The organism is Myxococcus faecalis, from assembly GCF_050039385.1.
GTDB classification, from domain to species: Bacteria; Myxococcota; Myxococcia; order Myxococcales; family Myxococcaceae; genus Myxococcus; species Myxococcus fulvus.
Map to the genome: position 1 here is coordinate 9975808 of NZ_CP144336.1, position 12813 is coordinate 9988620.

At 71.1% G+C, this 12813-nt stretch carries 15 protein-coding genes; all 15 read right to left on the reverse strand.

Translation table 11 applies throughout. The features are described from left to right. Positions 1-225 precede the first annotated feature (225 nt). Positions 226-357, reverse strand: coding sequence for a hypothetical protein (locus VZQ01_RS39835; RefSeq protein WP_255510287.1), 132 nt, complete (start codon positions 355-357; stop codon positions 226-228). A 22-nt stretch (positions 358-379) separates the two neighbouring features. Beyond that, a complete protein-coding gene (locus tag VZQ01_RS39840) occupies positions 380-598 on the reverse strand; it encodes a hypothetical protein (RefSeq protein WP_426746240.1) in 219 nt (72 codons plus the stop codon). Positions 599-710: 112 nt separating this feature from the next. Beyond that, a complete protein-coding gene (locus tag VZQ01_RS39845) occupies positions 711-1478 on the reverse strand; it encodes a hypothetical protein (protein ID WP_223751797.1) in 768 nt (255 codons plus the stop codon). A gap of 13 nt (positions 1479-1491) precedes the next feature. After that, complete coding sequence (locus tag VZQ01_RS39850) at positions 1492-3195, reverse strand: hypothetical protein (RefSeq protein WP_223751798.1); 1704 nt, start codon at positions 3193-3195, stop codon at positions 1492-1494. Positions 3196-3221: 26 nt separating this feature from the next. Beyond that, a complete protein-coding gene (locus tag VZQ01_RS39855; protein ID WP_223751799.1) occupies positions 3222-3431 on the reverse strand; it encodes a hypothetical protein in 210 nt (69 codons plus the stop codon). After that, positions 3428-5176, reverse strand: coding sequence for a tail fiber domain-containing protein (locus tag VZQ01_RS39860; protein WP_426746241.1), 1749 nt, complete (start codon positions 5174-5176; stop codon positions 3428-3430). Before VZQ01_RS39860 ends, VZQ01_RS39855 begins: the two co-directional genes overlap by 4 nt. Beyond that, positions 5173-6567: a hypothetical protein gene (locus tag VZQ01_RS39865; RefSeq protein ID WP_267700825.1), complete on the reverse strand. Its 1395-nt coding sequence runs from the start codon at positions 6565-6567 to the stop codon at positions 5173-5175. The genes VZQ01_RS39860 and VZQ01_RS39865 overlap by 4 nt, the downstream gene beginning before the upstream one ends. Then, entirely contained in the window at positions 6564-8147 is a 1584-nt protein-coding gene (locus tag VZQ01_RS39870; protein ID WP_426746242.1) for a baseplate J/gp47 family protein, read from the reverse strand. The genes VZQ01_RS39865 and VZQ01_RS39870 overlap by 4 nt, the downstream gene beginning before the upstream one ends. Continuing rightward, a complete protein-coding gene (locus VZQ01_RS39875; protein ID WP_141323100.1) occupies positions 8129-8617 on the reverse strand; it encodes a hypothetical protein in 489 nt (162 codons plus the stop codon). Before VZQ01_RS39875 ends, VZQ01_RS39870 begins: the two co-directional genes overlap by 19 nt. Positions 8618-8663: 46 nt before the next feature. Next, positions 8664-9074 (reverse strand): contractile injection system sheath initiator, encoded by a 411-nt coding sequence (locus VZQ01_RS39880; protein WP_141323099.1) that lies wholly within the window; start codon positions 9072-9074, stop codon positions 8664-8666. Next, complete coding sequence (locus tag VZQ01_RS39885; RefSeq protein WP_223751803.1) at positions 9074-9724, reverse strand: hypothetical protein; 651 nt, start codon at positions 9722-9724, stop codon at positions 9074-9076. The genes VZQ01_RS39880 and VZQ01_RS39885 overlap by 1 nt, the downstream gene beginning before the upstream one ends. 2 nt (positions 9725-9726) lie before the next feature. Further along, the gene (locus VZQ01_RS39890; RefSeq protein WP_223751804.1) at positions 9727-10359 is read right to left on the reverse strand and encodes a phage baseplate assembly protein V; all 633 of its coding nucleotides are present in this window, start codon (positions 10357-10359) and stop codon (positions 9727-9729) included. Next, complete coding sequence (locus VZQ01_RS39895) at positions 10356-10901, reverse strand: hypothetical protein (protein ID WP_223751805.1); 546 nt, start codon at positions 10899-10901, stop codon at positions 10356-10358. The genes VZQ01_RS39890 and VZQ01_RS39895 overlap by 4 nt, the downstream gene beginning before the upstream one ends. Continuing rightward, complete coding sequence (locus VZQ01_RS39900; RefSeq protein WP_223751806.1) at positions 10898-11782, reverse strand: hypothetical protein; 885 nt, start codon at positions 11780-11782, stop codon at positions 10898-10900. The genes VZQ01_RS39895 and VZQ01_RS39900 overlap by 4 nt, the downstream gene beginning before the upstream one ends. A gap of 1 nt (position 11783) precedes the next feature. Then, complete coding sequence (locus VZQ01_RS39905) at positions 11784-12812, reverse strand: hypothetical protein (RefSeq protein WP_426746243.1); 1029 nt, start codon at positions 12810-12812, stop codon at positions 11784-11786. Position 12813 lies beyond the last annotated feature (1 nt).

The window sequence follows — 12813 nt, forward strand, 5'->3', positions numbered from 1 at the left end:
GGGCGCCGGTGTGCCGGCCTCCCATGCATTGGATTGAACGAGCGGGGGCGGGAATTGTCGCGGGAGATTTGTCAGGACTGGCTATTTTGTCTGGATTTCATGGTTAGGTGTGACTGAGTGTGTGATTGATGTCACTCGCGGCGTGGCTCATCTCGCGGATGGGGTGGGGTGGCCAGACGTGGCGGCTCCTTCCTTCGAGAGGAAGGGGCCGCCATGCTGCGGACGTCAGGGCTGGTAGTCATTGACGCGGAAGCCGCCGACCCAGGTGAACCCGTTCGGGTCCCTGGCCGCGAAGCCAATCACATACCGCTCACCGGCCAGGATGGTGTGCGCGGGAGGCGTGCCCCGCGCGTCCATGCCTCACCCCAGGCCGCGCGGCTCACGGCAGGAAGTAGCGGGCGCGGAAGCCGTAGAAATTGACGCTCGCGTTGGGGTCGCGCGTGCCGAAGCCAATCGTATACCGGTTACCCACCGTCACCGTGTGGGCCGGCTGGGACGCGGAGAAGATGGGGAAGCTGGTGAAGCCGCCGTTGATCGCCACACCCGAGGACTGCCAGGTGCCTCCCAGCGCGTGCACGGTCGACAGATGACGAGGCATGTCGATGTCCTTTGGGTTCGTAGTGCGTGCGTGGGTGATCGCGCCCGAATGTCGATGGGACGACACATGCTGGAGTTGCTTCAATTGCTGCTTAGTCTAGCTGTTGTGAATCCTACGTTTCCCGCCGCACCTCGAGGATGATGCCCTCGGACTCGGGCGTGCCGAGCGAGACGAGCTGCTCCAGCTCTCCGCGGACCAGGAAGTTCGCCTGGGCGCGGTGATAGGGAATGTCGCCCTGCAGCTCCAGGGTGCGATGGACCTCCACCAGGGTGGCCTGGGGTTGGAGCAATCGCAGACGCACCCCGGAGGTCTCCGCCTCCGTGTCCTCGTCCTCCAGGTTTCCCAGGTCCGCGGACGCGGCCAGGGCCGCGGCGAGCGCGCGGGACAGCAGCGGCGCCGCGTTGCCCGGGGACTTCACCCACGCGCGGATGGACAATCGCAGCTCACAGCGCCGCCGCTCCAGGAAGCCCTCGGCGCGGGTCCCTCGCAGGTAGGCCACCACGGCCTCGCTGGCGACCGCGGGCGCGCGGTACAGGCGCAGCGTGGACTCCTCCACGACGTAGTCGTCGCCCCGACGCAGCGGACGGCCAGGAGGGGACTCCACCTCCACCACCTGTCCCGTCGCGTTCGCCGGCAGGGTGAAGTCCTTGCGCGTGCCATTGCCAGCCCAGCGATGCACCTGCGCGAAGTAGGACGGCTGTCGCAGCGCGGTGAGGTCATCGCCCTCGGGCAGCGTGAGCTTCATCCGCGAGGCGATGACCTCGACGAGCGCCTCCATCTCGACGGAGGGCCCTCGCGAGGGGCCGGTCGCGACCTCCACCGTCTCGGGAATCGCGGCGCGCAGCGCATCGTGGAAGTAGGACTCGATGGCAAGGAGCATGGGTGGGGGCTCGCTATCTCGGGAAGAGCGCGTAGGTCTCCTGCCGGGGGATGACGACCTGGAGTCCGGAGAGGGTGACCTCACCGGCCACGCGGGATTGGACGATGAGCTCGAGCGGTGGTGCTTCGCCCGTTCCTCCGGGCGGAGTGAGCACCGCCAGCGCCTGGGCGTCCAGGTGGACGACGCCGTCACCGTCCGGTGTCACGTCGAGCACCTTCGTACCCCAGCGCAACTGGAGCCGGGGCGGAGGCGGCGGCACGGGCACGATGGGGCGGAGGCGGGGACGGGCGCAGGCCCAGAGCGGCGCGGCTCCCGGGGCCTCTCCGGGCAGCTCGCTGTCGCGCGGCAGCCAGGGGCCGGTCGGCTCGGTGCGATGGAGCGTGGTGTCCGGTGTCACCGCTCCCGGCTCGGGTGTGCCGGACGCGGGCTCGATGAGGCTCCAGAGGACCTCTCCCTCGTCGGTGGTGACGACCACCCACCAGCGCCCCTTGTTCAGCGCGAGGGGCTTGGGGAGCGTGAAGGACACCCAGCGCGCGGGCCACGGCGGAGGCCCCGACGCCTCGAGCAGCAGTGGCACGGCGCTCCCCGGGAGCGGTGCCTCGTCGGGCCGGTCGTGCACGTCCGCGTGGAGGGCGACGGTGCCCGTCACCTGGCGCGTCCCCGGGCGCAGGTGGAGGTCCACGGCCGTCAACGCCCCCGGAGCACGCGACGCGATGAAGGCCTGTGCGGCGGAGCGCCCGGAGCCGCAGCGATGAGCGCGCGAGGGCCGCGCGGGTGGACGCGGTGTCAGAGGCAGGTGCTCGTCGCGCAAGGCGTGGCGCACGTGGAAGCGCACCTCCGACAGCGCGCGGTCCCTGGGGACGGAGACGCTCGCGATGGCGGTGCCGTCCGTGTCCAGCGCCAGCGTCCGCTCATCGGCGCCGTCGCTGAAGCGTCGGATGTCATCGAGCGTGTCCAGCGCGAGCCGGACGCGGTCGAACATGCCCAGCCCGGAGGCGCGCAGGGACACCGTCACGCGGCCCGCCTCGAGGTTCGCGGGCCAGGCGCGCTGGAGCGCCTGGGTGAGCACGTCCTCCATCACCAGCTCCTGGCGCGCGTTCATCGGGAGCGCCTGGTGGAAGAAGAGCGCGCCCGAGCCCGTGCCCGCGGAGGCGGTGAGGTCCGGCGGACGCGCGGGCGCGCGCAGGGTGAGGCTCGCGAGCTTCGTCGCCGACAGCGTCTTCGGCGTCCCCAACGGAGGGTGGGAGTTGTTCGCCTCCACGAACTCCACCAGCAGGCGGCTGGCGAAGATGCCGGGCAGGGGCTCCACGGCGTTGACGCCCACCGTGTCGGACGGCGTGGGCGGATACCAGGCGCCGCCCTCCGCGATGCTGAGGCGGCCCTTCTTGGCCGTCTGGGTCGGTAACGCCGGAAGGGTCAGCTCCATCGAGGACAGGGGCCGCCGCGAGCCCCAGTCCAGGCTGAGCCAGGTGATGGCCTGGCTCGCGTCCACCACGTTCTGCCCGGTGCTCGTGGCCAGCGTGGCGGTGGGAATCAGGTTCACCGTCACGTCGTCGCCCGGGGCGCGCAGGGCGAGCGACGCGCGCAGCAACACCACCCCCGCCGGCACCTCCAGCGCGACGACGAGCCCGGCCGGGTCCACCGGCACCTGCGCGGGCGTGGGAGGAGTGGCCGTTCCGGTATAGGTCAGCGTGGCGCCGACGCGCGTGTCGCTCATGGCAGGAGTCTCTGCGCCGCGGGGCTTCAGCGCGCGGCGTGCGGGAGGTTCGTCACGGTGGCGTTGGTGGCCTCGTCGGCGGGCAGGAGCTCCTGGAGCACCTGCATGGCGCCCTCGATGCGCAGCATCGTCTGCACCAGTCCCGTGCGCTTCGCATCCAGCTCCGCGAGCATCTTCTGTCCCGCCTCGTGCTCGGCCTTGAGGTCCGCGAGGCGCTTCTCGATCTGGCTCTTCATCCGTGCTGCTCCTGGTCGTGGAGGCGCCGCTCCAGCGCCTCGATGCGTGTGTCGTAGTGCGCCTTGAGCTCCTGGAGCGCTGCGATGGCCAGCACGCTGAAGGCCTCGTACGCGAGCCCCTTGAGCGGCTTGCCGTCCTCGAGCATGGGCGCGTCCGAGACGAGCTCCGGGAACAGGGGCTCCACCTCCTGCGCGACGAGCCCCAGCTGGTGATGGCCCGTGGACTTCAGGTCGAAGCTCACCGGGCGCAGCGCGAGCACGCGCGGGAGGATGCCCTGGAGCGACTCGATGTTCTCCTTGAGCTGGACGTCGGAGAACTTATGCCACTCACCATCCTGGGGCATGTAGCGGCCGTTGCCGCTGCTGTGGAACATGCGGAAGGTGCCCTGGCCCTCGTACGCGATGTCGATGTAGCGACCGGAGGTGTTCTCGCTGAGGCGGATGCCCACGTTCGCCTCGCGCTGCTGGACATGCAGGGGGGCCGAGGGCCGCGCCGCGCCGATGCCGACGTTGCCGTTGACGATGCACAGCCGCTCCGCGGTCCCCTGGAAGATGGCGAACGCGTCCCCGGGGTCGTTCTCGACGCCGATGACCAGCCGGCCATTCTCCTCGTCGCCCGGGAGCGGATTGGGGAGCCGGTAGTAGCGGATCCACGCGCCGTCGCCCGCGCCACCGAAGGCGTCCACGGGGAACTGGATGCCATTGCCCGTGGAGTTCCCGATGGAGGGCGTGATGGCGCCGCTGACGCGCAGGTTGCCCCCCTGGACGTCCAGCCGCGCGCCCGGCGTCTGCGTGCCGATGCCGATGTTCCCATCCGCGTTCATCCACAGCGTCGACGTGTTGTTGACGATGAAGGAGAACGCGTTGTTCGCGCGCGCACCCACGTCCCAGAACAGGCCGGAGGCCGTGCCGCCGCTCAGGCCATAGCGGATGGAGGCCCGCGACTCGCCCTTGTGCCAGACGACGTGGGGGTTGTTGATCATCAGCCCCGCGGCCTGCCCCGCGCCGATGGTGACGTGGGACATGCCGGGGGACCAGTCGCTGGTCAGGTTCACCACGAAGCGGTCGAACCCGGACGCGCCCCCTGGCAGCCGCACGTCCAGCGCGCCCTGCGGATCGTTGGTGTTGAGCCCCACGCTTCCGCCGGCCTTGATGTGCAGCCGAGGCGTGCCCGGGCCCGAGCCCGTCTCCGGGTCTCCTCCGTCCTCGGTGATCTGCAAGCCCAGCGCCGCCGGGCCGGGCTCTCCGCGCACCTGCCAGCTCTTGGTTCGGGTGCGCAGGAGCATGGACGCGCCCTCCGCGCCGCCCATCGTCTTGACGACGAGGCCGATGCCCCAGGTCTGGCTGCCCGAGGTGCGCACCTCCAGGGGCGCGGGGGCCTCGGTGTTCGGCGGTGCCACCACCAGCAGGCGCTTGGTCCCCGGCGCCGCGCCGATGCCCACGTTGGCGTTCACCGTCAGCGGGCCACTCAGGGTGCCCCCCGTGAGGGACAGCTTCTGGGCCTCCAGGTCCAGGAAGCGCGTGGTGACGTCGACATTCCTCACCACGAGGGTGTCGGTGGCCTCGACGCGGGTCACCTTCAATATGGCGGAGGGGGAGATGCTGTCGCCCGCGAGCTGCTTGCCATCCAGGCCGCCGCGGTGGGTGTGGTTGTGGATCTCCGCTCGCGCCTGCAACTGCATGTTGTTCCAGGTGTCCGCGAGGATGGGGTCACCGGGACGGGCGGGGTAGTAGGGCTGACTCATGGCTGGAACCTCGAGGTATCGAAACGGGTGCCGTCGAAGACGCCACCCCAGGTCAGCGACTCCTGGGGCGCGGGGAACTGTTCATGCAATTCGATGTGGGAGCCGAACGACGTCAGCGCGTCGGTGGGAACGAGCCGCTCGGAGAAGTCCGCCTCCAGCACGACGCCCAGCGGGCCCTCGCGCGCCACGAGCGCCTCGGCGGGCATGGGCAGCGTCAGCTCGATGCGCGTGCGCACGCCGGCGCACCGTCCGTACTCCAGCGCGGCGGTGAGCTCCTGCACCAGCCCTGGCAGTCCGGGCGTCACTCCCTCCTCGTTCGGCTCCAGCAGGTGCGGCGGGATGTGGTCCGCGGGGATGCGCAGCGAGAAGGTGGCGGGGGACACCTCCGTCCAGTCGAAGCGCAGCTCCAACGGCGGGGTGTCCCGCTGGGGCAGGGCCTGGGCCTCGGCCTCGAGCACGTCCTCCTCGCTCCACCCGAGCAGATAGGCGCGCACCTCGGGCCGCTCCAGCGTGCCGTAGGTCCAGTGACTCTCGCCGGGCGGCAGCTCCGGCAGCCGATGGTCCTCCTTGAACACGGAGAAGCGGGAGTCCACCGCGTCGAAGCGCGTCGGTGGGCTCGTCCCGTTCTCGTCGGAGAAGCGGGTGGGGTGGGCCAGGATGATGGGCCGCTCCACGGGGACGCCGTCGAGCATGGGCGCGAAGCCGTCCCGCAGCTTCAGCGTGGCGCCCTGGGGGATGCGGCCCAGGTAGATGAGGTCGAGCCCGGACTCCGCGTGCCGCAGGATGGGGACCGCGACCTCGCGCGAGGTGGCCCGCAGGGTGATGGTGGGCATCGCCGTCGCGAGCCCCGCGTTCGTGGTGAGCAGCCGCTGGCCGCCGCTCACGTCGCGGAAGCCGGCGGTGGCGGGCGTCTGCGGATTGTCCACCAGCTCCAGGGTGAGCGGCCGGAAGGTGCCGTCCTTCCGGGGCACGACGAGCCGGGCCACCGTCCGGCCCTCCTCCCACGTCACCGCCGGAGGTTGCCGCGCCATGTAGACCAGGGAGACCAGGCGCAGCAGCGCGGACGCCGAGCCCAGGCCCGTGCGGTGCAGCTCCACCACCGTCGCCAGTCGCGTGCGGAAGTACTCGGCGGACTCCCCCCGGCGGGGCAGCAGCCCGTGGAGCGCCCCGAGCCGCCCCAGCTCGGAGAGCGCCTTGTCCGCGGGTGACTCCGCCACGGCGAAGCCCCGGGCCAGGGTGTACCAGCGCGAGCGCATCAGCCGCGTCAGCCCGCCCTCCATCTGCTCCAGCTCCAGGGCGAGCGTGGAGAAGAACGCGTTGAGCTTCGTCCCCGATTGGAGGACCGGGGGAAGGTAGCCGACCATGCGGCGTCTGCGCTGGTCCGCGCTCATCCGACCCCCACCAGCTCCGCTCCGCCGAACACGAGGCGCAGGTCCGCGGACACCTCGAGCTGCGTCACCTCCTCGGTGAGCGCATTCGCGGAGGCGGCGGAGACCAGGGCCACCGTGGTCCCCGACGGCAGCGTGACGTCACAGCCGAGCAGCCCCGCGACGTGGGCCTGCGAGCGCAGCGCCTCCTCCAGCTTGCCGCGCGTGAGGTACGTCGGGAGGGTGGGGCGCTGCTGCGCCTCCTCGGTGAGCCGCGCCGCGTGGACCTCCATCGCGCCGCGCAGCGCGTCGCGCACCTGCTCCGCCGTGCGCGTGTCGCCCTGGGCGAGCGTGACGACCAGGTCCAGCCGCCACGTCGGCGGGCGCAGCCGGGTGATGCGCGGCGGCTTGCGCACCAGGTCCACGCGCGCGGCCTCGAGCGACTCCAGCCGCCAGTCCCGGTTGGCCCCATACAGGCGGCTGGTGGACTCCAGCACGAGCGTCTTCTCGAGCGCGGCCTCGGAGGCGGTCCCCCACACGTACGTCTCCACCTGGATGTCGGAGATGCGCCGCACCGCCGGGTCGCCGTAGAACAGCGCCTCCAGCTTGCGCCGGCTCACCGACGCGCCCACGGGCAGCTCCCGCATGTAGCTGGACAGCTTCTGCTGGAGCTCGCGGCGCAGCCGGTCGAACGTCGCCTCGTCCATGGCGTCGTCGTTCGGCTCCACCTTGAAGTCGAGCAGGAAGAAGATGGTGCGCGCATAGCGCAGCCGCACCAGGATGCCCGCGGCCTTGGACTCGCGGATGGCGGCCTCGACGCGCCGGACGCCCTCGACGTCCGACTCGAAGTCCGTGTCGCCCACCAGCACGTCGACGACGCCAGGCGGCGCGTCCGCGGGCTCTCGCACCGTGACGTGTTGGACCCCTTGCTTGCGCACCGCCGCGGCGATGGACTCCAGCGTGCCCTTCTCGCCGTCGCGCATCGCGGTGCGCGCGCGGGCGCGCAGGTCCGTGTCCGTCTCGTCCTCCGAGTCCCGGCGCAGCGGGGCCGGGTTGGAGACGGCCTCGATGCCCAGGATGGGCCGGGGCATCAGCGTCAGCTGGAAGGGGTTGATGACGGGGGGCGCCTGACGCGCGTCCTCGTCGTCCGACTGGACCTCCTGCACCGGGATGAGCACACGCGTGTCACCCTTGCGCAGCGTGGCGTCCTCGAGCGTCTCGAAGAGGGGCAGGGGCTGGCCGTCCGCCGCCATGCCCGTCACCTGCCGTCCGGCGGGGATGCCGATGTCCTCCGGCGCGGGCGCGGCGCGGCTGAGCTCCACCTCGCCGGTGAGGCGTCCGGCGCGTGCGCGCGTGAGGCCCAGCACGGCCACCACGTTGTCCAGCGCCGCGCCCTCGGCGGTGTCCAGGTAGCCCGAGCGGTGCGCCAGCTCCATCATCGCGTAGAACGTCGCCATCTCCCGCGCGTACGCCTCCGCGAGGGTCCGAGCCATGCCTCCGGCGTTGGGGTCCGTTCCGGCCCCCATGTTCGCCAGCAGCCGCTCGACGATGGCGCTGAACGTGGTCGTCTCCGGAGGGATGAGGCTCAAAAGGAGATCTCCCACGTCATCTTCATGACCATGTTGGAGCCCCGGTTGACCTCCTCGAAGCGCACGCGGTTGAAGAGGATGGGCGCCCCCGTCCCCAACGTGACGAGGATGCCGGCCTCCGTCAGGGGCTGGACCGTGGACTGGGCCGGCGGCGGGGGCAGGGTGGCCGTCACCAGGGCGCGCACCGTGCTGGTGCCGTCGCCGAGGATGACCTCCTCCACCTTGGGCGCGGTGTCCGCGGCCAGGTCCACCTGGTTGTCGAGCTTGATGTTGGAAGGCATCGGCTGCGTGGTGCCGGTGCCCACGGCGATGGACCAGCTCGTGGTCAGCGCGTTGACGCGCCCCATGAGCAGCTCCGCCACCAGTCGCTTGCCGGCGATGGTGATGAGGTTGGGGACCTTGCGGCGCTCCATCAGCGTGCCGTCCAGGTTCAAGAGCTCCAGGGTCAGCACTCCGTTCATGCCCTGCGTTTCCTTGCCGTTCATCACGCTCTCCCGAAGTCGTGTCCGTACCCCGTGTGTCCCGCCGCGCTCAGCCCAGGTCGAGCGATAGCCCCAGCTCCACCGGGTCGCCGGTGATGGCGCGGATGCGCGCCCGCACCTCCACGGCCCCCGGGAGGTCCGGCCGCGCGGAGACGGTGAGCTGCAGCACCTCGTCCACGCGCGGGTCCTCCTTGATGGCCTGCCGCACGTACCTGCGCAGCAGGTCCAGGTTGGCGCGGTCCAGCGGCTCGCCGATGAGGTCCGCCACCCGGCTGCCGTAGCGCTGGTGGCCCAGCTGCTCCAGGTGTCCGCGGTAGACGAGCAGCCGCATCGTCAGGGCCTGGATGAGGTTGTCCTTGCCGCTCACCGTCGCGGCGCCGCCGTCGTCGGACCAGTCCAGGTCCACGCCGCCCGACTCCTTGAAGGAGAGCCGCAGGTCGGTCTTGAGCGCGTCCGCCATCAGAGCAACCTCCCCGGGCCCGCGGTGGCGCCGGGCGAGCTGGGGATGCCCGGGGCGACCTTCAGGCGCGTCATCATCTGCGTGAGCGCGTCGGCCAGCGTCTGCGCCATCGCGCCCGCCAGGTCCGGCGCGTTCTCTCCCCGGATGCCACCGGCCTGGAGGAAGCCGAGCGCAATCGGCTGGAGCATGGGCTTGGCGGGCGCGGCGCCCATGAGGCTGCCCGGCGACGTGGTGGTGAAGCCCGCGATGGCCATCCCCGGCGCCACCATCACCGTCGTGGTGAAGAGCACCAGGGCCTGCTCCACCGTCTGCGCGATGGCCTTCGCCAGCGCGTCGCGCTGCTCGCCGTTGAGCTGGTTGGACGCGAGCAGGCCCTTGGCGATGGGCTCTATCTGCGACGCGCCGGGGCCGCCCGCGGGCGGGGGCAGCATCATGCCGGGCCCCGCGGTGCTGCCGGCGCCCGGAGGCGGAGGCGCGGCGGCGGGGATGCCTGGTGACACGATGGCCATGTTCGCGAAGAGGGTGAACGCCTGGCCGCACGCGTCGCCGAGCGCGGTGGCCAGGTCCGGGGCGTTCTCTCCCCGGAGCCCCGCGGACTGCATGGCGCCCTTCGCCAGGCCGCCTATCTCGCTTCCGCTCGGTGCGGGCATGGTTACTTGGCCTTCACGTCCTGCGAGCCCTTGAGCGGCGCGCCGGTGAAGTAGCACTTGTGGCTCTGCTCGGTGATGACGCCGCTGCCGCCCTTGCCCAGGTCGATCTTCCCGGACGCGTCCACCGTGCAGTCGGTGCACTTGAGCTGCACGTTGCCCTCCACCTCCAGCGACAGGTCCGTCTTGCCCTTGATGGTGATGACGTCGTCCTGCTTCACCGTGACGACGGTCTCCCCGGCGGTGATGACCACCGACTGCTCCTGGTCGATGGCGATGGACGTCTTGCCGTTGGGGGGCGAGACGACGCGCCACTCGTCCGCCTCGTGGATGGGCGGGTTGAGCTTGTCCGAGTAGAGCCGGCCGGTGATGACGGGGCGGTTGGGGTCGCCGTTGAGGTACGTGATGACGACGAGGTCCCCGGCGTGCGGCGCGCTCACCATGCCCAGGTGCGGCGTCGCGATGGGCACGCGGCGCAGCTCCAGGCCGCTCTCGCGCAGCTTCACGTTGCACTCGTGGTTGTGCGCGTCGCCGTCCGCGTGGGGGAAGGCGCTCGTCACCACGCCCAGGTCTCCCAGGCGCAGCGAGGCCAGCTCGTCGCGGATGATGGCGCGGATGATGGTGACCAGGTCGCTCATGCTCCGCCTCCCACGAGCTGGGGCGCGCTGGACGGCAGGGCGGTGAACGACTCGGTGCCGGGGGCGACGAGCGCTTCGGCCAGCTCTTTCAGCGTGTCCTTCAGGTCGATGACGGCCCCGCGCAGCGACGCGAGGGACTGCTTGGGCAGGTAGCCCTGGAGGACGACGGTGACGCCCGCGCGGATCTTCTCCAGGAGCTGGTGCGCCGCGTGCGCCGCGCCCGCCAGCGGGGCCAGGGGCTCCAGACCCATGTCGCGCATCTCCTGTTCGGACTTCTCGCCCAGCGCCTTGAGCCCATCGAGCGCGGGGTCCAGCGCGTCGAGCAGGTCCGGGATGGCCGCGACCTGCTCCAGCTTGCCGATCCACGTGATGATGAAGTCCAGCGCCTTGTCCATGCCGTCGAGGACGACCTTCACGGGGGCGCCGATGCCGCACTTGCGCACCAGCCGGACGATGGCGGCGACGGTGTTGGATTCGAGCAGCTCGTCCAGCGCGTCGATGAGCCGGGTGATGCCATCCACGATGTCGGCCGTCGTGCTCACGGGAGTTTCTCCAGGTCCTTGAAGGGGCCGAGCGGATCGAACCCGCTGATGACCTCGCCCAGGGCGACAGCCTCCTTGCCCACGCGCTGGACCTTGGCGAGGAAGTCTCCGGCGCCGGCGATGTCCTTGATGATTTCGAGCGCGTCGCCCAGGTCCAGGCCCGTCATCTGCTCCAGGATGTTGATGCCCTCGGTGGCGAGCTTCTCGATGAACTCGCCCAGGCTCCCCGCCTGGCTGAGCGACTGCACGAAGCCGATGATGGCGCCGGGGTTCACCTTGCCGAGCTTGCCGAGCAGGCTGCTGAAGTTGCCTCCGGTGAGCGAGCCCTTGGTGCCGTTGACCACCGAGCCCAGCTCGTCCGGCGACAGGTGGCCGAGCAGCTCCGGGTTCGCGTCCACCGCGTCCATGAGCGTCTCCGGCTTCTGGAGCACGCCCGCGGCGTCCGTGGAGCTCCTGGCCCAGGACTGCGCGTCCTGGGAGACGGCGTCGTTCACCGCGCCCACGCCCGCGTCCGCCTTGGCGGGGGGCTCGACGTACTCCTTCACGCGCAGGAAGAAGCTGAAGCGGCTCTGGTGGCCCGCGAGCTGGCGCACCTGGAAGTCCGCGATGAGGACGTCGGTGAGGTCCGCGCCGGCGATGGCGTCCGAGGCGAACGACAGGGGCGTCGCCTTCATCTGCGCCTGACGCAGCTCCTCCAGCGCGGCCTGCGGGTCCTCGCCGAGCAGCAGGCCCTCCATGACCACGGTGACGGGCTCGCGGCCCAGGTCCTGGAAGACGCTGCCGGCCTGCCCGGGCACGCGCTGCTGGACGAGGTTTCGCGCGTCCTCGGTGTAGATCTTCGTGAGCCCGATGAGCTCGATTCTTCCGATGCGGACGGGCATGTCAGAGCTCCATCCGGGTGGTGAAGCCCGTGCGGGCGTCGAGCTGGTGGCGCACGGTGCGCACGCGGAGCACCTGTCCGGAGAGCAGGTCCTCCACGGGGTGTCCCTGGGGGATGTCCTTCACGGCGATGAGGTCTCCGGGTTGGACGGCGGGCGCGCCGAGCACGACGAGGAAGCCCTGGAGCTTGCGTGACGCCAGCGCGGTGACGCGGCCCTTGGCCTGCGCGGAGGCGCCGTGACCGCTGCGCACGGCGCCGTCCTTCACCTCGCGCGAGTGCTTGCCCACGGAGCCACCGCGGACCTGCCCCTGGTCACCCAGCGCGGCCTTGCCGTGGATGGGGGCGACGTCGTCCACCAGCCAGTGGGCCTTGCTGTCGCCCTGGGAGCTGGCCGCGCCCTCTCCCCAGACCTCGAAGCCGTCGATGGCGGGGAGCGCCTGGTGCAGCTGCGTGCGCAGCACCTGGGTACGGTAGACGAACGTGTGGTCCGCGCCGCCCTTCCTGGGCGCGGAGAAGTGCACCTGGCCTCTTCCGTTCGTGAAGACGTCGAAGCCGCACTGTTCGGCCAGGCGCTGGATGTGGCGCAGGGCGCGAGGGCCGCGGTGGAGCACGTAGCTGGGGAACGTCAGGCCGTCCTCGACGGTGCCCGCCTTCGCGCTCGCGAGCCCGAGCAGGTCTCGCACGATGGCGCCCGCGGACATCTGCTCGTAGGCGCCCGTGGCGTCGATGCGGGCGAGCTGGGTCAGCGCGTCGCCGCCGATGACGACGGCGGAGTCCGCGGCGGCGCGGGCCTCCAGCACCTGTCCGGTGAAGACGGTGATGGAGCCGTCACCCGGGTCCAGGGCGATGGTGGTGGATTCGCCGGGAGAGGGGAGCCCCGCGTCGGAGGGGACGAGCTCCACGGTGCATCGTCCGCCCACGCCGTCCATGGTCAGCTCGCTGGAGATGGAGCGGACCAGGGCCTGGCCCTGTCGGGAGGAGTTGGAGGCCCGGAGCGAGCCGATGCTCACCGTGTATCCGATGCCGGCCATG